We start from the raw sequence: 20,627 nt of genomic DNA on the forward strand, positions 1-20,627 counted from the left end.
CCAGCAGGAGGCACATTCTCATGAGCACTGACGACGTGGTCGGACTTTCCGTGGACGCGGGACTGGCCACCATCACCCTGCGCCGTGCGGGCGCGTCCAACGCCCTGGACCGCGCGGTGAAGGAACAGTTGCTGACGGCGGTGGAAAAGGTCGCCGCCGACGACAGCGTGCGCGCCCTGCTGCTGCAGGCGGAGGGGAAGAACTTCTGTGTCGGCCAGGACCTGGCCGAGCACGTCGCCGGGCTGGAGGCGGACCCAGCGCACGCGATGGACACCGTCGCCGAGCACTACAATCCGCTGCTCCGGGCGCTGGCCGCGGTCCGCGTCCCGGTCGTCGTCGCGGTCGGCGGCGCCTGTGTCGGGGCGGGGCTGGGCATCGCCCTGGCCGCCGACATCCGGATCGCGGGGGAGGGAGCCAAGTTCGCCACGGCGTTCACGGGGATCGCGCTGGCCGGTGACTCCGGGCTGAGTCACACCCTGGTGCAGGCGCTCGGACCGAGCCGGGCGACCGGGCTGATGATGCTCGGCGACCGGTTCACGGCGGCGCAGGCGCTGGACTGGGGGCTGGTGCACCGGGTGGTGCCCGATGCCGAACTCGGGGACGCGGCCGCCGCGCTGGCGCGGAAGCTGGCCGACGGTCCCACGGCGGCGTATGCGCAGGTCAAGGCGCTGGTCTCGGCGGCGTCGACCGGGCTGTCGGAGGCGCTCGAGCGGGAGCGTGAGGCCGCGGAGCAACTCGGCCGGTCGAAGGATCACCGCAGCGCGGTCGACGCGTTCCTCGCGAAGCGCACGCCCGCCTTCGAAGGCCACTGACGTAATTCGGCTCCCGCCCTTGTGTGGGCGGGGGCTGACATGCATACTTGATACCAACCGATCATTCGGTAATAGAGGTAGGACATATGACCACGTCACACGCTTCCGATGAGCTGCAAGAGCTCTTCGATGACACCATCGCGGCCGACCAGAGGGTCGAGCCGAGGGACTGGATGCCCGACGGCTACCGCAAGACGCTGATCCGGCAGATCGCGCAGCACGCGCACTCGGAGATCATCGGCATGCAACCGGAGGGCAACTGGCTCACCCGCGCGCCGTCGCTGCGCCGCAAGGCGATCCTCATGGCGAAGGTTCAGGACGAGGCCGGGCACGGCCTGTACCTGTACTCGGCCGCCGAGACGCTCGGAGCCGATCGCGCCGACCTCACCGAGAAGCTGATCGAAGGCAAGCAGAAGTACTCCTCGATCTTCAACTACCCGACGCTGACCTACGCCGACGTCGGCGTGATCGGCTGGCTCGTCGACGGCGCCGCGATCTGCAACCAGGTCCCGTTGTGCCGCAGCTCCTTCGGACCGTACGCGCGGGCGATGATCCGGGTGTGCAAGGAGGAGTCGTTCCACCAGCGTCAGGGCTTCGAACTGCTGATGACGATGATGCGCGGCACCGACGCCCAGCGCGAGATGGTGCAGGAGTCGGTGAACCGCTGGTGGTGGCCGGCGCTGATGATGTTCGGACCGCCGGACGATCAGTCGCCCAACTCCGAGCAGTCCATGAAGTGGCGCATCAAGCGGCACACCAACGACGAACTCCGTCAGCGGTTCGTCGACATGTCCATCCCGCAGGCCGAGGTGCTCGGCGTGACGTTCCCGGATCCGGACCTGAAGTGGAACGCCGAGCGCGGCGCTCACGACTTCGGTGAGCCCGACTGGAGCGAGTTCATGCAGGTGATCAAGGGCAACGGCGCATCGAGCGTCGAGCGCGTCGCCAACCGGCGGGCAGCACACGAGAACGGGGCGTGGGTGCGGGAGGCCGCGACGGCCTTCGCCCGCCGCGAGAGCAGCAAGGAGAACGCACGATGAGCACGGACGACAACGCAGTGCGCGCGGACTGGCCCCTGTACGAGGTGTTCTTGCGCGGCAAGCGCGGACTCAACCACGTTCACGTCGGATCTCTGCACGCCGCCGACGACGAGATGGCCGTCCGGCACGCCCGGGACGTCTACACCCGCCGCAACGAGGGCGTGAGCATCTGGGTGGTGCGGTCCAGTTCGATCGTGGCCTCCAGCCCGTCGGAGAAGGATCCCTACTTCGCGCCCAGCGGCGACAAGGTGTACCGGCACCCCACGTTCTACGAGATCCCCGACAACGTTCCCCACATGTGAGGCTGACGATGACCGACCACGACAATGCTTACGAAGGCCTCGTCGACGAAGACAGCCACGGCCAGTGGGCGTTCGGCACCAGCTTCGACGACCCCCTCGCGGGTGTCGACACCACGGTTCCGGAGGACGTCGACCTCTCCGCGCTGGCCGGCTACTGCCTGATGCTCGGTGACGATGCACTGATCAGCTCGCAGCGTCTCGCCGAGTGGAGCACGCGCGCACCGGAACTCGAGGAGGAGGTGGCGCTGGCGAACGTCGGACTCGACCTGCTCGGTCAGGCGCGACTGCTGCTCGCCCGGGCGGCCGCGGCGGACCCGTCGGTCGTGCCGTACATCTCGGAGACGAGCCCCATTCCCGCCGAGGACGCGCTCGCGTTCTTCCGGGACGAGAATCGGTTCCGCAACACCCGGCTGGCCGAACTCGACAACGGCGACTTCGCTCAGTCGATCACGCGACTGCTGGTGTTCTCGACGTGGCGTCTCGCGCTGTTCGATCGTCTCCGCACGTCCCGGGACCCGGTCCTCGCGGCGGTCGCGGTGAAGGGCGTCAAGGAACTCACCTACCACCGCGACTACGCGGCCCGCTGGGCTGTGACGCTCGGCTGCGGCACGGAGGAGTCGAAGACCAGGATGGAAGCGGCGTTCACCCACGTGTGGCCGTATGTCGAGGAATTGTTCGTCCCGACCACCGAGGAACTCGCGCTCGCGGCGGTGGGGGTGGGCGTCGACCCGCGGGACGTGCGTGAGGAATTCGACTCCGTGCTCGAGCAGGTGCTGCGCGCCGCCGAGCTCACCGCACCGACCGGCCGGACCGTCGGCACCGTCGGCGGCCGGGCAGGCCGGCAGGGATTGCACACCGAGTCGCTCGGACTGCTGCTCGCCGAGATGCAGAGCGTGGCCCGGGCGCACCCCGAAGGAGTGTGGTGACATGACAACCGCCGTGCGCAGCGACGCCCGTCGCCTCGCCGAATCCGTGCTCGACCCCGAGATGCCGATGCTCACGCTCGCCGATCTCGGTGTGCTTCGCGACGTCGAGGAATACGCCGACGGGTCGGTGGTCGTGACCATCACCCCCACCTATTCCGGTTGCCCCGCGATGGCCACCATGCGGGACGACATCGAGCACACCCTGCAGGACGCCGGGTTCGGCAGCGTCGAGGTCAGGACCGTCCTCTCGCCGCCGTGGAGCACGGACTGGATCAGCGAGAACGGGCTGCGCAAGCTCCGCGAGAACGGCTACTCGACACCCGGTCCCGCACCGCGACGCACATCGGGTCCGGTGCCGTTGACGCTCACCGTCAAGCCGCGACCCGTGGCATGCCCCAAGTGCCACTCGGCGAACACCCGGCTCGACTCGGAATTCGGGGCGACGCTGTGCAAGGCGCTCTACCGGTGCCTCGACTGCCTCGAGCCCTTCGATCACGTGAAGGAAATCTGACCATGACCACAGCGGTCTCCCCGAAACCCGGTGCGGTGTTGCGCAACAGGGCGTTTCACACCCTCACCGTCGCCGACGTCGAATCCCTGTGCGACGACGCGGTCGCGGTCACGTTCGACGTTCCAGCCGAGCTCGCCGACGAGTTCGCGTTCGGTCCCGGACAGTCGCTCACGCTGCGGCGGACGATCGACGGCGTCGAACACCGCCGCTCGTACTCCATCTGCGCGCCTTCCGGTTCCGCGCCGCGGGTCGGTGTGCGCGAGGTGTCCGACGGTCTGTTCTCGACGTGGCTCGTGCGCGACGTCCGCCCCGGCGATCGGATCGAGGTGCAGGGTCCGAGCGGAACGTTCGTCGCCGACCCGGCGGCCGGCGGTCGCCACGTACTGATCGCCGCCGGATCGGGCATCACGCCGATGCTGTCGATCGCCGCGTCGATGCTCGCCAACCCGGAGGCCGAAGTCGTTCTCCTATACGGCAACCGGCGCACCCGCTCGGTGATGTTCGCCGAGGAGATCGCCGACCTCAAGGACACGTACGGGTCGCGCTTCGACATCATCCATGTCCTGTCCCGCGAGCCCCGCGAGGTCGAACTGTTCACCGGCCGTCTCGACGCCGACCGGCTCCGCGCCATCTTCGACGCCGTGGTCCCCGTGGCCGATATCGACCACTTCTGGCTCTGCGGCCCGTACGGCATGGTCACCGACGCCGAGACCGTTCTCGGCGACCTGCAGATCGACAAGAGCCGCGTGCATCACGAACTGTTCTTCGTCGACGACGTGCCCCCGCCCATGGAAACCCACCGCGAACCCGGCGTCACCGGGCCGAGCAGTGAGGTGACGCTCGTCCTGGACGGTCGCTCGACCACCGCGACGCTGCCGCGGGACGAGTCGATCCTCGATGCCGCCGAGAAGTACCGCTCGGACCTTCCGTTTGCCTGCAAGGGCGGCGTCTGCGGAACGTGCCGCGCCAAGATCACGTGCGGTGACGTGGACATGCGCCGCAACTACGCGCTCGAGGACTACGAGGTCGACTCCGGCTTCGTGCTGACGTGCCAGACCTTCCCGGTCAGCGACAACGTGACCGTCGATTTCGACGCCTGAACATACCCAGCCCGCACACCCCGGAGACTAGAATGACCAGTATCGCCACCCCCTCGCAGGACATCGAGTTCGCCACGCGCGACCGGATCTCGTCGCTGCAACTCGAACGTCTGCAGTGGTCACTTCTCCACGCGTACAACAACGTTCCGCATTACCGGAAGGCGTTCGACGACGCCGGTGTGCACCCGAGTGACCTGAAGGACCTGTCCGATCTGGCGAAGTTCCCGTTCACGGCGAAGGCGGACCTGCGGGCGAACTACCCGTTCAAGATGTTCGCGGTGCCGCAGGAGAAGGTTTCGCGCATCCACGCGTCGTCCGGGACCACCGGGCGCCCGACGGTCGTCGGGTACACCACGGGCGACCTGAACAACTGGGCCGATCTGATCGCCCGGAGCCTGCGGGCGGGTGGGGTGAAGCCGACGGACAAGGTGCACGTCGCGTACGGGTACGGGCTGTTCACCGGTGGCCTCGGGGCGCACTACGGTGCCGAGCGGCTGGGCTGCACGGTGATCCCGATGTCCGGTGGCATGACGGACCGCCAGATCCAGCTGATCGAGGACTTCGAACCCGACGCGATCATGGTGACGCCGTCGTACATGCTCACGATCGTCGACGCGATGATCAAGAAGGGCATCGACCCGTCGAAGACGTCGCTGCGGACCGGTGTGTTCGGGGCGGAGCCGTGGACCGAGGAGATGCGCACCGAACTCGAGAAGCAGCTGAACATGGACGCCGTCGACATCTACGGACTGTCCGAGGTGATGGGCCCGGGCGTCGCGATGGAATGCGTCGACACCAAGGACGGCCTGCACATCTGGGAAGACCACTTCTACCCGGAGATCATCGACCCGGTCACCGGGGAGGTGCTGCCCGACGGTGAGGAGGGCGAACTCGTCTTCACGTCGCTGACCAAGGAGGCGATGCCGATCATCCGGTACCGCACCCGCGACCTCACCCGGCTGCTGCCGGGGACGGCGCGGTCGGTGCGGCGGATGCAGAAGGTCACCGGGCGCACCGACGACATGATCATCCTGCGCGGGGTGAACCTCTTCCCCACCCAGATCGAGGAGCTGATCCTGGCGGTGCCGGCGCTGGCCCCCCAGTTCCAGTGCATCCTCGACCGCCCGGGCCGCATGGACGAGCTGACCGTGCGGGTGGAATCGCGTCCGGACGCCGTGACCGACGACCACGCGCGGGCCGCGGGTGAACTGCAGAAGCTGGTGAAGAATAGGATCGGCGTGAGCGTGAAGGTCGACGTCGTCGCTCCCGGCGACCTCGAACGCTCACTCGGTAAGGCACGTCGACTGATCGACAACCGCTCCGCTCTGTGAGGTGATCGAAGGTGCGTCTCGGTGGTGGGCCCGCGCGTGACGACGGGCAGTTCGAGCACTGGCGTCAGGCCGTCTCCACGGCGTTCGTCCCGCTCGCCGTGGTGTCCACGGCGGAGGACGGACCGGGGCGCTTCACCGGGACCCTGCGCACCACCGCGCTCGGCGGGTTGCAGCTCAGCGAGGTCGGGGGACACGCGGTCGACGTCCGCCGGACCCGCACGTCGATCAAGCGGTCCGATCCAGGCCTGGTGAAGGTGGGCCTGCAACTGTCGGGCAGCGGCGTCATCGTCCAGGACGACCGCGAGGCCGTGCTCGGGCCCGGCGACTTCGCCGTCTACGACACCAGCAAGCCGTACGACCTGCACTTCGCGGGCGACTTCAGCATGTTCGTGCTGATGTTTCCCCGCGAACTGCTCCGCATCGCCTCGCGGGAACTGGGCACCGTCTCGGCGCGCCGCATCCGCGGCAGCACCGGGATGGGCGCGCTCGTCTCGCCTTTCCTGACGAACCTCCACCACTCCGTCGTGACCGGCACCATGCCGACAACCCCCCTCGTCGAGGACGCGGTGCTCGACCTGCTCGGTGCCGCGGTGCAATCGGAGGCGCCCGCCGACGCCACCGCTCCCGGCGCGTCGTTGCTGCTCGCTGTGAAGTCGTTCATCGACGCGCACCTGCACGACCCCACACTCGACACGGCCGCAGTGGCGGCCCACCACCACGTGTCGACGCGGCATCTGCAGAAGATGTTCGAGGCGGACGGACACACGGTGGCCGGATGGATCCGCCACCGCAGGCTCGAGAAGTGCCGCCGCGATCTCAAGGACATCCGATTCCGCGGCGACAGCATCGGAACCATCTGTGCCCGGTACGGTCTCGTCAACTCGTCGCACTTCTCGCGGCTGTTCAAGGAGACGTACGGGGTCTCGCCGCGAGCCTTCCGCGAACAGGAACTGCTGTCGACCACCGCGTGACGGCGGCAGAAATTCGGTCGCGCCGCACCGCCCCTCCAGGTCAGACTGAAACGGTCGTCGCGACCTGAGGAGTGGGACCGCTGGAACTGCACGAGTACACCAGGTTCGACGCCGTCGGCCTGAGTGAGCTGATCCGGGCCGGTGAGGTGACGGCGACGGAGGTCGAATCCGTTGCGCGCGAAGCGATCGCGCAGGCCGATGCCGACCTCGGGGCACTGACCCTGCCCATGTTCGATCCGGCCCTCGACCACCGGACCGACGGTCCACTGGCGGGGGTGCCGTTCGTCATCAAGGACAGCGGCCCGTTCGCGAAGGGCGTGCCGTTCACACTCGGTAGCCGCAGCATCCGCGGTACGGGCCGACGCGCAATCCGTGGGCACTCGATCGGGGAACCGGCGGGTCGAGCGGAGGATCCGCCGCGCTCGTCGCCGCGGGGGCGGTTCCGCTGGCGCACGGCAACGACGGCGCCGGTTCGCTACGGGTGCCTGCCTCGTGCTGCGGGCTCATCGGCCTGAAACCGAGCCGCGGCCGAATCCCGTGCGGCCCACTGGTCGGCGAGGTCGGGTTCGGGCACATCTACGAGTTCGCCCTCACCCGAATCGTCCGCGACACGGCCCATCTGCTGGACGCCGTTGCCGCCCCGGCGGTCGGTGAAAAGTACGGTATCGGAGGCCACGGTCGCCGCCGGCACGATCCTCGAATGGATCGGCCACACCGTCACCGAGACGCGCCCGCAATTCGACGCGGAGGACGTCGTCGAGGCGTCGACACTCACCGCGATCGCCACGGGTGCGGCGATCCTGCGCGCTCCACGCCGGCCCGATCCCGCTCTGCTCGAGGCGGTCTCGCGGACCGTGCTGCAGGAGACCCAGGCGTTCACCGCGCTCGACGTCGCGGCAGCACTCGATGCGCAACACCGGGTGACCCGGTCCATCGGGCTGTTCTTCACCCGATTCGATCTGCTGGTGACCCCGACCGTCGCCTGGCTGCCGGTGCCGCACGGCACCCTCGACTACGACGACCCCGGGCACAGCGTGCGCTCGTGGTTACGTCGCATCTTCGAGTTCGGACCGTTCACGGCACCGTTCAACGTGTCCGGGAATCCCGCGATCAGCCTGCCGCTCGCGCTGAGCCCGGAGGGCCTCCCCATCGGCGTCCAGCTCGTCGCGGCCACCGGCAGAGAGGATCTGCTGCTGCAGGTGGCTGCGCAGTTGGAGCAGGCTGCGCCGTGGAAGGATCGCCAACCGTCGATCTTCGTCGACTGACGATCTTCTGTCGTTTCAGAGCACGGATTCCAGCCACGCGGCCGTCTCGAACAGGCGTTGCTCGGCGCCGGGTCGTCCGATCAGCTGCAATCCGAGCGGCAGGCCCGCGCTGTCACGCTTCCCGGGGATCGTGACCACCGGCAGTCCCAGGGCCTGCCACGGTCGGCTCAGGATGGGCGTCCCGGTTGCGCCGTGCCCGGGTGGAGCGGCGCCGAGAGCCGCGGGCCCGAGGATGGCTTCGTCCTCGTCCAACGCCGCGAGCAGCAGCTGTCGGGTCTCGCGGATGCCGGCGAGGGCGGCACGGTAGTCCGCCTCGGTGGCCGCCGCCCCCGCGGCGAACAATTCGGCGAGGGGTGTGCTGATCTTGTCGGTCTGCGCGGCCTCGGCGGCACGTTCCCTGGCCGCCTCGTACGCCATCACCGTGTGGTGATGTTCCGTCAGCGCCACGATCGTTGCGGCGGCGTCCAACTCACGGCACTCGATCCCCGCCGACTCTGCGGAATCGGCGGTCGCCCTGAGCGCCGCCGTCATCTCTCGGGACAGCTCGCCGAGCTCGAACCCACTCCACAGGCGAAGCCGGCGCGGCGCGGAAGGCAGGAGGACGGGCGCCCGCGTGCCGTCGCGCAGTGCTGTCCACGCGAAGTGGAGATCGGGCACGGTCCGTGCCAGTAGTCCCACCGTGTCGAGACTGGGACTCAACCCGGTGATGCCCGCGGTGGGGAGTTCGCCGTGGGCGGTGACGAAACCTGCGACTCCGCAGAACGACGCCGGCCTCGTCAGCGACCCCGCGGTCTGCGTGCCGAACGCCAGCGGCACCATGCCGGCGGCCACCGCTGCCGCCGAGCCGCTCGACGACCCGCCGGGCGTGTGGTCCAGGGCGCGGGGATTGCGGGTCGGGCCGGGCGTGAAGTACCCGAACTCGGTGGTGACGGTCTTGCCGAACGGGAGCGCGCCGAGTGCGCGCGACCGTGCCACACAGTCGGCGTCCGTCGTCACCGGATCCGTGCTCCGCAGCTCACTACCGCAGCGCGTCGGCATCCCGGCGACGTCGATGAGATCCTTGACGCCGACAGGGACGCCCCAGAGTGCGCCGTCCGGGCCGCTGTCCTGGATCCGGGCGGCCGCGGACCGCACCGCGTCGGCGTCGAGGTGGGCCCAGGCGTGGATTTCCGGATCGAGGTCCGCGATCCGTGCGAGTGCCGCCTCCGCCACGTCGATGGGCGTCGTCGCGCCCGTCGCCAGCTGCTCCGCCAGGTCCCGGAGTGGGCTCGGTGACCGTAGTTCCGTCTTCATTGCATCGCCACCATCGTGTCGTCGTCCGTCGTCTCGGTCTGCCCGGTGAGCGCTCGGGTGCGCATCACCGAGAAGAGTCGATCTGCTCGCGCTTTCGTCTCCCCGGACGGCGCCGACACCAGCGCGACGATGATGGACACCGCCAGCGAGAGGGGTGCCACGGCGAGTGCCGGGTTCGAGAATCCGAGAATGGAGTCCGGTCCCTGCACGACCGGGCTGAGCAGGATGACGGTGACCGACAGGACGAGCCCGACCACGATGCCGGAGATGACGGCACGCGCCGTCATGCGCTTCCAGTACATGGTCAGCAGCAGCGCCGGCAGGTTCGCGCACGCGGCGATGGACATGCCCAGTGACGCGAGGAACGCGACGTTCTGCTTCTGCGCCGCGAACGCGATGGCGACACCGATGACGCAGGTGGCCACCGTCGCGACCCGGGCTGCGCGGTGCTGAGCCTTCGCCGACACCGACCCGTTCCTGATCACCTGCCCGTACAGGTCGTGTGCGATCGCACCCGAGGTTGCGATCACCAGGCCGGACAGTGCGGCCAGAATGGTCACGAACGCCACGGCCGCGACGAACGCCAGCAGGACGCCGCCGCCGACCGTCTCGGCGAGCTGGGCGACCGCGAGGTTGCCGCCCCTGTTCTCGGACTTGATCACCTCGACACCGACCAGCTTGGCGGCGCCGTAGCCGAGCACGGGTACCAGCAGGTAGAAGGCGAAGAAGATCCAGATCGCCGTGTAGGCGGACGTTCTCGCCTGCTTCGCGTCCGGAACGGTGAGGAATCGGATCATGACGTGCGGCAGGCCGAGCACGCCGAGGACGAGCCCGACGGTCTGCGACAACTGATCGAACGACGCGGCACCGGACGTGCGCTGCGGCGCGACGAACGATTGCCCGAACTCGGCGAGCGCGGTGCTGAACGGGCCGAAGGGGTTGAAATCGAACCGCACCAGCACGAGAACGAACAGCACCACGGCGCAGACCATGAGAAGACCGGTCTTGATGATCTGGATCCAGCTGGTGGCGAGCATTCCACCCACCAGTGTGTATGCGGTGGTGAGTGTTCCGATGATCAACACGGCCACGGCGTAGTCGAGGTCGAACAGCAGCGACACCAGAAGCGCGGCCCCGACCAGCTGCGACACGAGATAGACCACGCTGATCACCACCGTGCTGATGGCCATCATCGACCGCACGTCCTTGCCGGGGAACCGGGTGGCGAGGACGTCCGCCAGCGTGAAGCGGCCGAGGTTGCGCAGGGGTTCCGCGATCAGGAGCATCGCGAGGACGAACGCCACGGGCACGAAGACCGCGAGATAGAACCCGTTGAAACCGGTCAGGGCGATCGCACCGGTGACTCCGAGAAACGAGGCGGCAGAGATGAAGTCGCCGGCGATGGCGACACCGTTCTGCCTGCCGGTGAGGCTGCCGCCCGCGACGTAGTGATCGGCGGCGGACTTGTTCCTCTTGGAAGCCCACGCGGTGATCATCAGAGTGACGGCGACGAGGGCGGCGAAGAGCGATGCGGAGACGAGGTTCATGGCTGTTATCCTTTCGCCCGCGAGGCGGTCCGGGAGTCGAGTTCGGCTGCCCGTGCCATGTAATACCGGGCCACGACGATGGCGACGACGAACTGCGCGACCGCGTAGAGCCACGCCACGGTGACACCGCTGAAGACGACGCCGTCCAGCAGCGAGGTGAACCCACCGAGGATCGGCAGGGGCAGGAACAGTGCGAGGACCAGGGCGCTGAGACGAAAGGTCAAGGCGGCGCGCGTGTCTGCGAGCACCTGCAGGTCGGAATTCTGTGGGACTTGTTCGGGCGGTGACGAGGTGACCATGGCTATTTACCTCCGGCTGCGGCGGGAACGAGGGTGGGCGTCACGGTTATCGGGTCGGACCATTCGTCGTAGAACAGCCAGTCGGGGGACTCGACCGGAACCGACAAACGGTGGAACTTGCGTTGGAAGTAGACGAGGCTGTCGCCGTGTTCGCGCGTCTGCACGCGGTCCAGTTCGACGAACAGCACCGAATGCGAACCCACGGTCTTGCTGTCCGCGATCCGGCCGGCGAGCACCACGTGGGCGGCGCGCAGGATCGGAACACCGTCGTCGGTGTCTTCCTCCCAGATGTCCCAGTGGAAGCGGTCTGCCATCGCGACTTTCGTTGCGCCCGCGAAATGCATGGCCAGCTCTTCGTCGTCGCCGGAGAGAACATTGATTCCGACTCGGCCGTTGTGCCGGAACACGTTGTGCATCGCACTGTTCTGATTCACGCACACCAGGGCGGTGGGAGGGGAGTCGGTGACCGAGCAGACGGCGGTCACCGTCATTCCGCAGCGCCCGGCAGGGCCGTCGGTCGTCACGATGTTGACCGCGGCGGGCAGGTTCGCCATGGCGGTGCGAAAGCTCAATTGCATGGTAGTGAGTTCGGGCATTTTCAGCCTCCGTGAGTTGGAACAGGAAGTCGTGTCTTTCGTGGTGCGCCCGCGTTCCCCGAGAAGAATAGGACGAATCACCTGGGTGGGAACATTGGCGGCGACGCTACTTTCTCGCAGTAAGTCGCCTACCCGGGTAGGGGATTCCTTCAGTTGCCTCCCGCTTCCGTTACGGTCGGTGTTCACTGGACGAGGAAGCAAGTCATCTGTGCGAGGCAGGATTCGATGGATCAGCAGGAAACACGGGTTTACATCGTCGACGACGATCAGGAGTTGTGCGCATCGCTTGCGTGGCTGCTCGATTCGGTCAACATCACGTCGGAGTACTACTTCTCGGTGCAGTCCTTCCTGGACGAGTACCGTCGCGACATCCCGGCCTGCCTCGTTCTGGATGTCCGGATGCCGGAAGTCGGCGGATTCCAGCTCCAGGAGGCACTGCTCGCCGACGAATCCCCGATCCCGATCATCTTCGTGTCGGCACACGGTGACATCAAGATGTCGGTGCGGGCGCTGCAGCGGGGTGCGGTGACGTTCATCGAAAAGCCCTACGATCCGCAGCACATGCTCGACGTGATTCAGGATGCGCTCCGGGTCGCGCGTCAACGATTCGGCGAGCGACGCAACAGAACAGAGTTGCAGGGCCGGATCGACACGCTGACGGCGCGCGAAAGGGAAATTCTCGCACTCGTCCTCGACGGATTGCCCAGCAAGAACATCGCCAAGGAGCTGGGTATCAGCGTGAAGACGGTCGACGTGCATCGCACCCGTATCAAGGAAAAGACCGGAGCAGAAAGCATCGCCGTTCTCGTCCGCGATATTCTGCAGGCCGGAATTGCCGTGACCTGAAATTATTCGGCACTTTCAGGGAAGTTCGACGACGAGGCGGTCGGATTTCGCGCGCGACACACACGCTGCAATTCTGTCTCCCGCCTTTCTCTCACTCTTGGTGAGGCAATTGTCGCGGTGGTCGGGTTCGCCCTCCAGCACGTCCAGGACGCATGTGCCGCAGATACCCTCCCTGCAGGACGTGTCGATCTCGATGTCGTTCTCTTCGAGTACGTCGGCGATGGATTTTCCGGCAGGCACTTCGAACACCTCGCCCGTGTCGAGTTCCACCTCGAACGCCGTGTCCGACCCGGTCGCGACAGCCGTCGCCGCCTCGAAGTGCTCGACATGGACCGCGTCCTCACCGACCGCGGGTTCGGCCAGCCCGCGGACCCGATCCATGAAACCTTCGGGGCCACAGGTGTAGACGTGGGTGGCGGCCGACGCGTCCGCCACGATCTTCTCGAGGGCGCAGAGCTGATCGTCCCTCGTCAGGCCGAAGTGCAGGTGCACGTCCCGGCGGAAGTCCGCGCTCTCCAGCAGGTCGACGAACGCGGCCTGCGCCCTCGTCCGCGCGAAGTAGTGCAGGTCGAACTGCTGTCCCCGCCGGTGCAACGCGAACGCCAGACTGAGCATCGGGGTCAGCCCGATCCCCGCCGCGACGAGGATGTGCCGGTCCGCGTCTTCGGCGAGCGTGAGCAGTGTGCGGGGCCGGCTGATCTGCAACTCGCTGCCGATCCTCACACGATCGTGCAGCGCGGCCGAGCCACCGCGCGGGCCGGTCTCGCGTTTGACGGCGACAACGTACGATTCGGACTCGTGCGGCGGGCTGCACAGCGAGTATTGGGTGAGGACCTCGGTGGGACCGAGAATGTCGATGTGGGCGCCGGCCGGGTACGGGTCGAACGGTGACCCGTCCGTCCGAACAATCCGGAACGACTTGATGTCCGGCGTTTCCTCGACAATGTCCGCGACAGTGACAGTGAACATGCTCATGGTGATTCTTCCTCCGGTGCTGCGACCCGTCGCCCGCGGGCGGGGGTCAGCGCATGTACAGGCCGCCGTTGACGTCCCAGCAGGCACCCGTGACCGACGCGGCCGTCGGCGATGCGAGCAGGGCAACGGTCTCGGCAATGAAAGCGGGCGAGCCCAGGGTGCCCACCGGAATCGTGGTGAGGATGGCGGCCAGCTTGTCCGCGGGCACCGTCTCGCGCACGACCGGCAGGTCCAGCGGCCCGGGGGAGACCGCGTTCACCGTGACCCCCGACGGGGCGAGTTCGCGTGCGAAGACCTTGGTCAGTGTGCCGACGCCGCCCTTGGCCGCGGCGTAGTGCGCGCCGGTCGCCGTGCCACCGTTCTGTCCCGCCAGCGACGCGATGTTGACGATTCTGCCGTATCGCTTCGCGGCGAAGTAGCTTCCGAACACCTGGCAGCCGAGAAAGGCCCCGTTGAGGTTGATCTCGACGATGTCGGAGAATTCCTCCGGCGCGATGTCCATCAGCGAGCCCGTCTGCGACCGGCCGGCGTTGTTGACGAGGACGTCGATGCCGCCCCACTCCTGGATCACCCGGTCACGGACGGCTTCGAAACTCTTCCGCTTCCGGACGTCCAGTTCCACGCCGATGGCCGTGTCGCCGTCCGGATCCAGCTCCGCCGCAGTCTCTTTCGCGGCACCGCTGTCGATGTCCGCGACCGCGACGCGGTATCCGCGGTCGTGCAATTGCTGTGCGATCGCGGCACCGAGGCCGCGTCCGCCGCCGGTGACTACTGCGACAGAATCCACATCGAGCTCCTGTTCGATCGATAAGGTTCGGAAAGTGCTGGTCAGAGCAGGTAGCCGGAGGCGTTGACCGCTGCCTGGGAGTTGACGAGCCGGATGACCTTGAGGTCCAACCGCGGCCCGCTCTCGGTGTAGCGAACGCGGTGCGTGACGTCGGCGGCGAGGGTCTGCTGGTCGTCGCGCTTGAAGCCCACGAGGATCTGCGCAGACCTCACCGTGATCGAGTCCTCGGTCCGTTCCTCGACCGTGAACCGCGAGACGGTGCGGACCGTCCGGGCGGCGGCGAGCGCGGACATCGAGTAGCCGGAGGTCAGGCGTTCGATACGCATGCGCCGCATGCGAGTGTCGTCGTTGACCATGTTCAGCGATCCGTCGAAGTCGTCGGTGTCCGGGTCGATGGGGATGACGTACCGGCCTTCGTCGGTCCAGAGGGCGTCCCAGGTCTGGTAGTCCTTGGCGTCGAGGAGTGCTGCTTCGTGCCAGATGAGTTCGATCGCCTGCAGTACGCGGGTGTCGGCGAGCTGGGCGGTCACGAGGTCAGTGCTCATCGGTCATCATCCTCTTCCACATTGCGTAGGCCTCGCGCATTCCGGTTTCGTCGGTGACGTGCGAGGTGCGATGTCCGTCGCTGTCGAGCGCTTCACGACCCAGACCGCGGTTCACCATGATCGGCATTCCGGGTGCGCCGCGCGATCCGCGTTGTACCCGGTCCCAGGCCTCGGAATCGTCGGGGCTGCCGAACCCGAACGGGCCCTGGAAATGTTCGTGGATGCGGAGGCGTTCGCGGTTGACGATCTCCGGTCCGCCGTCCATGCCGAGGGCGATGTGCCGGATCTCGGTCTCGTCGACGGAGATCGGTCGCAGCACCCGGAAGAACGACATCGACATCGCGACGTTGGGGAAGATGTTCAGGTTGAACCCGGCGCCGTGCATGGAGCGGACGATGCGGCGGACCTTGTCGGCGGGCATCGTCTTCGACAGTTCTTCGACGATGTGGTCGAAACGCGCCTGAATCTTCTCGGTGCCGTCGTCGTGGTCCAGGTCGACGTGCTCCGGGACCATGATCGCGACGCTGTGGCCGTTTCCGAGAGCGTGGGTGACGGCGTTGTCGTCGGTCATGAAGGAGAGCATGTCGGCGGTCTCGGCGTCGACGGAGGACATCCAGGACCGGTGCACGATCGGGAAGTGGTATCCGTCGGTGGTGTTCTCCAACTGGATCTTCCAGTTCCCGCGGAAGCGGAAGCAATGTTCGCCCTGCGTCTTGATGGGGTATCCGGCGCCCTGCTTCATGAACAGGTCCATCCACACCTTCGCGTCGCCGAGGAAGTCGTCGAGGGGTTCGACGTCGGGGTTGAAGCTGGCGAAGATCATGCCGGCGTACGACTCCACCCGCAGACTCTGGAGGGGGAGGTCCTTCTTGTCGAGGTTCTCGTCGTAACCGTCGGGGTACGGAATTCCGCGCAGACGACCGTCGAGGGCATACGACCAGCTGTGATACGGGCAGGTGAACCCGTTCGCTTTGCCCTTGGGGACCTCGCAGACGCTGGCCCCGCGGTGGCGGCACCGGTTCAGCAGGACGTTGAAGTTTCCCTTGCGGTCGCGGTTGACGATCACCGGTTGCCGGCCGATGGTCGCCATCTTGTAGCTTCCGGCCTCGGGGATCTCGCTCTCGTGGGCAACCCATACCCAGGTGCGGTAGAAGATCCGCTCGAGTTCCACCTCGAACATATCGGGGTCGGTGTACAGCGATCCGTCCACGCGGTCGTCCGTGGCGAGGTCCGCGAAGTTGGTGGGATCCAGCGAAGTGGTCATCACGTTCTCTTTCCATTCGATTCGAGCAGTCGTGTCGCCTCGTCGAGGCGAGTGACGAACAGCTTCTCGGTCGTGAAGTGCTTGATTCGGGCGGTACCGCCCCGGACCTCACACTCGGCGGTGATGCGGGCGACGAGCAGTTCGGCTGATCCGTCCTCGTATCGCGACAGCTGCTGCATGATCCACCGCCCCTGGGCCTCGGGGCCGTCCACCTCGATCTGCTCATTGCCGAGCAGGTGCACATTTGCGCGGAAATGGGAGTTCGGTGGAAGGTACGCGGTGAGCATTCCGACGATCTCCGGCAGGCCCCGACGCGTGCCGAACTTGTGCGCGTACTCGGTACCGATGCCTTCCCACACCGCGTCGGGTGTGAACAGCGAGGCGAGTTCCTCGACCGAAAACGCCACGGAGGGAACATCGCACAGTTCCATGTAGCGGCACATCACGCGGTGCACGGCCGCACGGCTCTCGACGAGCTCGGCCGCGGTCGTAGAGTGCATACTGCTCACGCGCCGAGGTCGACGTCTTCGCGGACGGTGAGTGCACGGCCGATGCGGGCTTCGATCTTCGCGTATCGCCACAGCGTGTACTCGCCGACCGGGGTGGTGCGGAAGAGGTTGCAGACGGCCTTGACGGTCTCCTGGGTGTCGACGTCGGCGAGGATGTAACAGGTCCACGGCCAGCCGTCCGACGGTCCGACCATGTGGCTGTCGTCGTCGATGTCCCCGATCACCCGGACGCCCGGTGTGTCGGCCACCGCGTCCATCATCCCGGAGAACGCCTTCCACACCAGCCCGCCCTGGCCGGTCGGGAGGTCGAAGAAGTTCTGGTTGATGCCGATGCAGAACAGGACTCGCAGCGGTGCGGTCTTGGTGTCACTCACGATGGTCTCCTCGATTCGAACGGGGTGGTCAGATGAAGCCGGGGAACGGCGGGATGTCCATGAGCACCGCACCGGCGCTGTCGTAGATGCCGTCGCCGAGGAAGGCGTGCTGCGGCGGGACCAGGGCCTCGCGCATGTATCGCTGCATCGCGTTGCCGTCGTAGATCGCGCCGGTGCCCGACAACTGGAATGCGGTGTGCACGGCGGACGCGCCCGCCTTGGCCACGTGCGTCGAGGACAGGCGAAGAAGTGCCGCAAGCTTGTCCGGGACGGGGTCGCCGGCGACCACCGTGGCGTACGCCTCGTCGGTGACCTCGTAGAAGAAGGCACGGGCGGACCTCAGTGTCGCTTCCGCCTTGGCCAGGTCGATGCGATAGTAGGCGCGATCGGCGAGCTTGGGCGCTCCGGTGATTCCCGTGCGTCCCGCTCCGACCTTGATCGCGTAGTCGAGCGCAGCACGGCCCACTCCGAGATTGACGACGGCCAGGACCTGGGCGGCGTACGCGATGGAGGGGTAGCGGTAGAGGGGTTCGTCGACGGTGGGGGTCCCGCCCCGGATGAACGTCCAGTCCTCGGGTACGACGACGCCGTGGACCTTCAGTTCGTGGCTTCCGGTACCCGACAGACCGACCACGTCCCAGTTCTCGACGATCTCGACGTCCTTCGGCCACAGCAGGGCGGTGCGAGGCTTCCCCGCCGTGGAGTTGCCGCCGCGAATCCCGACGCCGAGAATGTCGGCGCCCTTGCATCCGCTGGCGAATTTCCACTGCCCGTGAATCTTCAGACCTCCGGGCACCTGTTCGGCGGGTTGCACCGGGAACAGCCCGCCCGCGAAGACGAGGTCGGGGCTGTCCTTGTACAACTCCGCCTGCGTCGCGAGCGGCAGTGCCGCCAGGTAGACGAGCGCGGAGCCGAAGCTGGCAACCCAGCCCGCCGACGCGTCCACCGCGGAGATGCGTTCGATCATCCGCAGAAACTCGCTCGGGGGGAGCGCGTCGCCGCCGAATTGGCGGGGTGTCGCCGCGCGGTAGATGCCGATCTGCTTGAACTCGTCGATCATGTCGCGAGGCACGAACTTCTGGCGAGCGAACTCTTCCCGCCGCAATGCGACGTGCTCGAGGACGTCCTCGAATGACAGCGTCCCGTTCGCGGCGGCATCTGTCGTGTCGAGGGTCGGTGCGTTGGTCATCAAATACTCCGATCGACGCGAAGTAGAAGGGGTGTGGCGTTTTTCGTGTCGAATTGACGCTATTGCGGTGGCGGGCATCACTCAATCGGTGCTTCCTCCCGCGGACGTGCAGAGATGTCGCCTCGGAGTAAAGGATTTCCCTATCGCGCTCCCGGTCCGACCGCTCAGTAGACTCGAGATGAGCCGAAGGAGGCTGCATTGTCCGATCTCGCGCCGTCCGACTACGAACGACTCGTCGAGTCCCTTCGCTACTGCGTCCTGGTCCACGATGCGGCCACCAAGGACATCCTCTGGGCGAACCGGGCGGCGTCCGAACTGCTCGAGTTCACGGTCGAAGAGCTCAAACCGCTCAAGGCGCCCGATATGAGTTCCCCGGCGAAGCGGTACCGCAGGTCGGTGGGACGGCGGTGGCTGCAGGAGGCCGTCGACAACGGGGCGGCGGTCATCGAATGGGCGTATCGCGCGAAGAGCGGGCGAGAAGTCCTGACGGAGGCGATCGCGATCCGGGTCGAGTTGAATGCCCGGACCGTGGTGATGGTGCAGTTCCGCGACATCGAGCAGGAAACGTCGATGCGCCGCGACCTCACCCGCACCGAGGCCGATCTCACCCGCACCGAGGCCCGGTTGGCCGCGTTCCTGCGGAACATGGCCGAAGGAATCCTCGTCCTGGACGACGACAGCCGGGTCACGTATGCGAGCGAGGCGGCGTCGGAGCTCCTGAAGGTTCCGGTGGCATCGCTTGTCGGCGAACGCTTCACGGAATTCTGCCGGGCGGGTCAGTCACGGGAGAGCGTGCGACGCGCCCTGGAACTGACGACCGCCGACGGGGGTTCCCAGAGCCTGCGCTACGAGGTGGAACTGACACCCGAGGAGCGCCGGTGGCATGCGGGGAGCTGCCAGCACATCGGTATCGAGAACGATCTGAGCGGCCACCTCCTGCTCTTCCACGACGTCACCGAACACGTCCGCACCGAGCAGGAGCACGAACGGGACTCGCAGTACCTCAATTACCTGGCCCGCTACAACGCGATGGGCGACATGGCCATGGCCATCGCCCACGAGTTGGCCCAGCCGCTTGCGGCCGCCACCAATTTCATCGCCGGTACGCAGAGCCGCCTCGACGACGGCCGGAGCGGTCACCACGAGGTGAGCTGGGGCCTCGGGGAGGCGCGCAAGCAGATCGACCGGGCCAATCAGATCGTCCGGAGTCTGCGTGAATACGTGACACAACTCGAGGAGTCCCAGCAGATCGTCGATCTCAATGACATCGTCGACGAATGCGCGTATTTCATCGACATCCGGGGGCGGCAGAAGGGAGTTCACGTCGAGTACCTCCGGGCGCACGACACTGTTGCCGTCGTGTGCGAACGTGTGCTCACCGGGCAGGTCATTCTGAACCTGTGTTTCAACGCCATCGACGAGATGGCGGAATGGCCGGCAGCCAACCGCATCGTGACGGTACGCACCGACATCACCGAGACGGAGGGCGTCGTGAGCGTCGAGGACCACGGTAAGGGTCTCTCGCACATCCCGGACGGCCGAATCTTCGACGGCGCGTTCACCTCGAAGTCCACGGGTCACGGAATCGGGCTCGCGCTGAGCCACCGCATCATCTCCCGCCAGGGCGGGACACTCACCGCGCGCGAGAACGATCCGCACGGGGCGGTCTTCACGTTTACGTTGCCCGCCGATCCGAACCGTTGAGCGACCGACCCCACGCAGCTAAAGGTTTCTTGGATTCCGTTGGGCGCGATCCGGTTCTAGCGTGGTGGGAAACACCACCGCGGCCCCGGAGGTACCTCGTGGACTATTCGCATCATCACCGGACATTCCTGACCTGTTACGCCGACACCCACCGCTACGGCTGGCACCACGTCGACCTCTTCGTGCACGACGAGGACGGCAACGAAGTGAACTGGGTCCACTGGCAGACCCGCGAGGACGGACCGGACGGCGCCGACGCGGCCACCGCGCGCGTCGAACCGAACCTGAGACGGACCACCGACTGGCAACGCGGAATCAGCGCCGACGGAAGCGAGTACTGGATCGCGGAGGCAGCATGGGCTCAGTGAACCGGCAGATGGGGTAGGACGCAGAACTGCCGGTTCGCCGACCGAGCGGCGAACCGGCAGTTCTGACGTATCG

Annotated in this window: 23 protein-coding genes and 1 pseudogene; 13 read left to right on the forward strand and 11 right to left on the reverse strand. The window is 66.8% G+C overall.

Going from position 1 to position 20,627, the window contains the following annotated elements; all coding sequences use genetic code 11:
• Positions 1-20 precede the first annotated feature (20 nt).
• The 10 genes and pseudogenes from JVH1_RS22605 to JVH1_RS22650 all read left to right on the forward strand — a co-directional run bounded on the left by JVH1_RS22605 (position 21) and on the right by JVH1_RS22650 (position 8,258).
• Positions 21-812, forward strand: a complete 792-nt coding sequence (locus JVH1_RS22605) for an enoyl-CoA hydratase-related protein (protein WP_009475636.1) — start codon at positions 21-23, stop codon at positions 810-812.
• Between the two features lie 86 nt (positions 813-898).
• Positions 899-1,852: a 1,2-phenylacetyl-CoA epoxidase subunit PaaA gene (gene paaA, locus JVH1_RS22610; RefSeq protein WP_005250773.1), complete on the forward strand. Its 954-nt coding sequence runs from the start codon at positions 899-901 to the stop codon at positions 1,850-1,852.
• A complete protein-coding gene (gene paaB, locus JVH1_RS22615; protein ID WP_009475635.1) occupies positions 1,849-2,154 on the forward strand; it encodes a 1,2-phenylacetyl-CoA epoxidase subunit PaaB in 306 nt (101 codons plus the stop codon). Before paaA ends, paaB begins: the two co-directional genes overlap by 4 nt.
• A gap of 8 nt (positions 2,155-2,162) precedes the next feature.
• The gene (paaC, locus tag JVH1_RS22620) at positions 2,163-3,080 is read left to right on the forward strand and encodes a 1,2-phenylacetyl-CoA epoxidase subunit PaaC (protein ID WP_009475634.1); all 918 of its coding nucleotides are present in this window, start codon (positions 2,163-2,165) and stop codon (positions 3,078-3,080) included.
• Position 3,081: 1 nt separating this feature from the next.
• Positions 3,082-3,591 (forward strand): 1,2-phenylacetyl-CoA epoxidase subunit PaaD, encoded by a 510-nt coding sequence (paaD, locus tag JVH1_RS22625; RefSeq protein ID WP_009475633.1) that lies wholly within the window; start codon positions 3,082-3,084, stop codon positions 3,589-3,591.
• A 2-nt stretch (positions 3,592-3,593) separates the two neighbouring features.
• The gene (paaE, locus tag JVH1_RS22630) at positions 3,594-4,691 is read left to right on the forward strand and encodes a 1,2-phenylacetyl-CoA epoxidase subunit PaaE (RefSeq protein WP_009475632.1); all 1,098 of its coding nucleotides are present in this window, start codon (positions 3,594-3,596) and stop codon (positions 4,689-4,691) included.
• 32 nt (positions 4,692-4,723) lie between these two features.
• Entirely contained in the window at positions 4,724-6,022 is a 1,299-nt protein-coding gene (gene paaK / locus JVH1_RS22635) for a phenylacetate--CoA ligase PaaK (RefSeq protein WP_009475631.1), read from the forward strand.
• A gap of 11 nt (positions 6,023-6,033) precedes the next feature.
• Entirely contained in the window at positions 6,034-6,993 is a 960-nt protein-coding gene (locus JVH1_RS22640; RefSeq protein ID WP_009475630.1) for a helix-turn-helix domain-containing protein, read from the forward strand.
• A gap of 400 nt (positions 6,994-7,393) precedes the next feature.
• Positions 7,394-7,573 (forward strand): annotated as a pseudogene (locus JVH1_RS22645) (amidase family protein); the annotation flags it as partial.
• A 70-nt stretch (positions 7,574-7,643) separates the two neighbouring features.
• Positions 7,644-8,258: an amidase family protein gene (locus JVH1_RS22650; protein ID WP_009475627.1), complete on the forward strand. Its 615-nt coding sequence runs from the start codon at positions 7,644-7,646 to the stop codon at positions 8,256-8,258.
• A gap of 15 nt (positions 8,259-8,273) precedes the next feature.
• Here the strand turns inward: JVH1_RS22650 and JVH1_RS22655 are convergent, their stop codons facing one another.
• The 4 genes from JVH1_RS22655 to hpaC are packed head-to-tail and all read right to left on the reverse strand — an operon-like array spanning position 8,274 to position 11,993.
• Complete coding sequence (locus tag JVH1_RS22655; RefSeq protein WP_009475626.1) at positions 8,274-9,551, reverse strand: amidase; 1,278 nt, start codon at positions 9,549-9,551, stop codon at positions 8,274-8,276.
• Entirely contained in the window at positions 9,548-11,098 is a 1,551-nt protein-coding gene (locus JVH1_RS22660) for a cation acetate symporter (RefSeq protein ID WP_009475625.1), read from the reverse strand. The genes JVH1_RS22655 and JVH1_RS22660 overlap by 4 nt, the downstream gene beginning before the upstream one ends.
• Positions 11,099-11,103: 5 nt before the next feature.
• Positions 11,104-11,397, reverse strand: a complete 294-nt coding sequence (locus JVH1_RS22665; RefSeq protein ID WP_005255961.1) for a DUF485 domain-containing protein — start codon at positions 11,395-11,397, stop codon at positions 11,104-11,106.
• 2 nt (positions 11,398-11,399) lie between these two features.
• Positions 11,400-11,993: a 4-hydroxyphenylacetate 3-monooxygenase, reductase component gene (gene hpaC / locus JVH1_RS22670; RefSeq protein WP_009475624.1), complete on the reverse strand. Its 594-nt coding sequence runs from the start codon at positions 11,991-11,993 to the stop codon at positions 11,400-11,402.
• Between the two features lie 225 nt (positions 11,994-12,218).
• Between hpaC and JVH1_RS22675 the strand changes: the two genes are divergently transcribed.
• Positions 12,219-12,839, forward strand: coding sequence for a response regulator transcription factor (locus JVH1_RS22675; protein ID WP_009475623.1), 621 nt, complete (start codon positions 12,219-12,221; stop codon positions 12,837-12,839).
• A 15-nt stretch (positions 12,840-12,854) separates the two neighbouring features.
• Here the strand turns inward: JVH1_RS22675 and JVH1_RS22680 are convergent, their stop codons facing one another.
• Genes JVH1_RS22680 through JVH1_RS22710 form a run of 7 tightly spaced genes read right to left on the reverse strand, consistent with a single transcriptional unit; the run spans position 12,855 to position 18,482 of the window.
• Positions 12,855-13,814 carry a PDR/VanB family oxidoreductase gene (locus JVH1_RS22680; RefSeq protein WP_009475622.1) on the reverse strand — a complete coding sequence of 320 codons (960 nt, stop codon included), beginning with the start codon at positions 13,812-13,814 and terminating at the stop codon, positions 12,855-12,857.
• A 46-nt stretch (positions 13,815-13,860) separates the two neighbouring features.
• Positions 13,861-14,601, reverse strand: coding sequence for an SDR family NAD(P)-dependent oxidoreductase (locus tag JVH1_RS22685; RefSeq protein ID WP_009475621.1), 741 nt, complete (start codon positions 14,599-14,601; stop codon positions 13,861-13,863).
• A gap of 41 nt (positions 14,602-14,642) precedes the next feature.
• Entirely contained in the window at positions 14,643-15,146 is a 504-nt protein-coding gene (locus JVH1_RS22690; protein ID WP_009475620.1) for an aromatic-ring-hydroxylating dioxygenase subunit beta, read from the reverse strand.
• Positions 15,136-16,410, reverse strand: a complete 1,275-nt coding sequence (locus tag JVH1_RS22695; protein ID WP_043779361.1) for a Rieske 2Fe-2S domain-containing protein — start codon at positions 16,408-16,410, stop codon at positions 15,136-15,138. Before JVH1_RS22695 ends, JVH1_RS22690 begins: the two co-directional genes overlap by 11 nt.
• Complete coding sequence (locus JVH1_RS22700; RefSeq protein ID WP_009475618.1) at positions 16,410-16,910, reverse strand: nuclear transport factor 2 family protein; 501 nt, start codon at positions 16,908-16,910, stop codon at positions 16,410-16,412. The genes JVH1_RS22695 and JVH1_RS22700 overlap by 1 nt, the downstream gene beginning before the upstream one ends.
• Positions 16,911-16,915: 5 nt before the next feature.
• Positions 16,916-17,293: a hypothetical protein gene (locus tag JVH1_RS22705; RefSeq protein ID WP_009475617.1), complete on the reverse strand. Its 378-nt coding sequence runs from the start codon at positions 17,291-17,293 to the stop codon at positions 16,916-16,918.
• Positions 17,294-17,321: 28 nt separating this feature from the next.
• Positions 17,322-18,482, reverse strand: coding sequence for an acyl-CoA dehydrogenase family protein (locus JVH1_RS22710; protein WP_043779358.1), 1,161 nt, complete (start codon positions 18,480-18,482; stop codon positions 17,322-17,324).
• 198 nt (positions 18,483-18,680) lie between these two features.
• Between JVH1_RS22710 and JVH1_RS22715 the strand changes: the two genes are divergently transcribed.
• A complete protein-coding gene (locus tag JVH1_RS22715) occupies positions 18,681-20,186 on the forward strand; it encodes a PAS domain-containing sensor histidine kinase (RefSeq protein WP_009475615.1) in 1,506 nt (501 codons plus the stop codon).
• Positions 20,187-20,284: 98 nt separating this feature from the next.
• Positions 20,285-20,554 (forward strand): hypothetical protein, encoded by a 270-nt coding sequence (locus tag JVH1_RS22720; RefSeq protein ID WP_005250812.1) that lies wholly within the window; start codon positions 20,285-20,287, stop codon positions 20,552-20,554.
• Positions 20,555-20,627 lie beyond the last annotated feature (73 nt).

The organism is Rhodococcus sp. JVH1 (assembly GCF_000280725.2).
In the GTDB taxonomy this organism is placed as follows: Bacteria; Actinomycetota; Actinomycetes; order Mycobacteriales; family Mycobacteriaceae; genus Rhodococcus_F; species Rhodococcus_F jostii_A.

Coding starts and splice junctions, on each gene's coding strand:
- paaK (WP_009475631.1), top strand. CDS start 4,724: ATGACCAGTATCGCCACCCCCTCGCAGGACATCGAGTTCGCCACGCGC.
- JVH1_RS22700 (WP_009475618.1), bottom strand. CDS start 16,910: ATGCACTCTACGACCGCGGCCGAGCTCGTCGAGAGCCGTGCGGCCGTG.
- JVH1_RS22680 (WP_009475622.1), bottom strand. CDS start 13,814: ATGAGCATGTTCACTGTCACTGTCGCGGACATTGTCGAGGAAACGCCG.
- paaA (WP_005250773.1), top strand. CDS start 899: ATGACCACGTCACACGCTTCCGATGAGCTGCAAGAGCTCTTCGATGAC.
- hpaC (WP_009475624.1), bottom strand. CDS start 11,993: ATGCCCGAACTCACTACCATGCAATTGAGCTTTCGCACCGCCATGGCG.
- paaB (WP_009475635.1), top strand. CDS start 1,849: ATGAGCACGGACGACAACGCAGTGCGCGCGGACTGGCCCCTGTACGAG.
- JVH1_RS22690 (WP_009475620.1), bottom strand. CDS start 15,146: ATGAGCACTGACCTCGTGACCGCCCAGCTCGCCGACACCCGCGTACTG.
- JVH1_RS22665 (WP_005255961.1), bottom strand. CDS start 11,397: ATGGTCACCTCGTCACCGCCCGAACAAGTCCCACAGAATTCCGACCTG.
- paaC (WP_009475634.1), top strand. CDS start 2,163: ATGACCGACCACGACAATGCTTACGAAGGCCTCGTCGACGAAGACAGC.
- JVH1_RS22655 (WP_009475626.1), bottom strand. CDS start 9,551: ATGAAGACGGAACTACGGTCACCGAGCCCACTCCGGGACCTGGCGGAG.
- JVH1_RS22710 (WP_043779358.1), bottom strand. CDS start 18,482: ATGACCAACGCACCGACCCTCGACACGACAGATGCCGCCGCGAACGGG.
- JVH1_RS22605 (WP_009475636.1), top strand. CDS start 21: ATGAGCACTGACGACGTGGTCGGACTTTCCGTGGACGCGGGACTGGCC.
- JVH1_RS22675 (WP_009475623.1), top strand. CDS start 12,219: ATGGATCAGCAGGAAACACGGGTTTACATCGTCGACGACGATCAGGAG.
- paaE (WP_009475632.1), top strand. CDS start 3,594: ATGACCACAGCGGTCTCCCCGAAACCCGGTGCGGTGTTGCGCAACAGG.
- JVH1_RS22660 (WP_009475625.1), bottom strand. CDS start 11,098: ATGAACCTCGTCTCCGCATCGCTCTTCGCCGCCCTCGTCGCCGTCACT.
- JVH1_RS22695 (WP_043779361.1), bottom strand. CDS start 16,410: ATGACCACTTCGCTGGATCCCACCAACTTCGCGGACCTCGCCACGGAC.
- paaD (WP_009475633.1), top strand. CDS start 3,082: ATGACAACCGCCGTGCGCAGCGACGCCCGTCGCCTCGCCGAATCCGTG.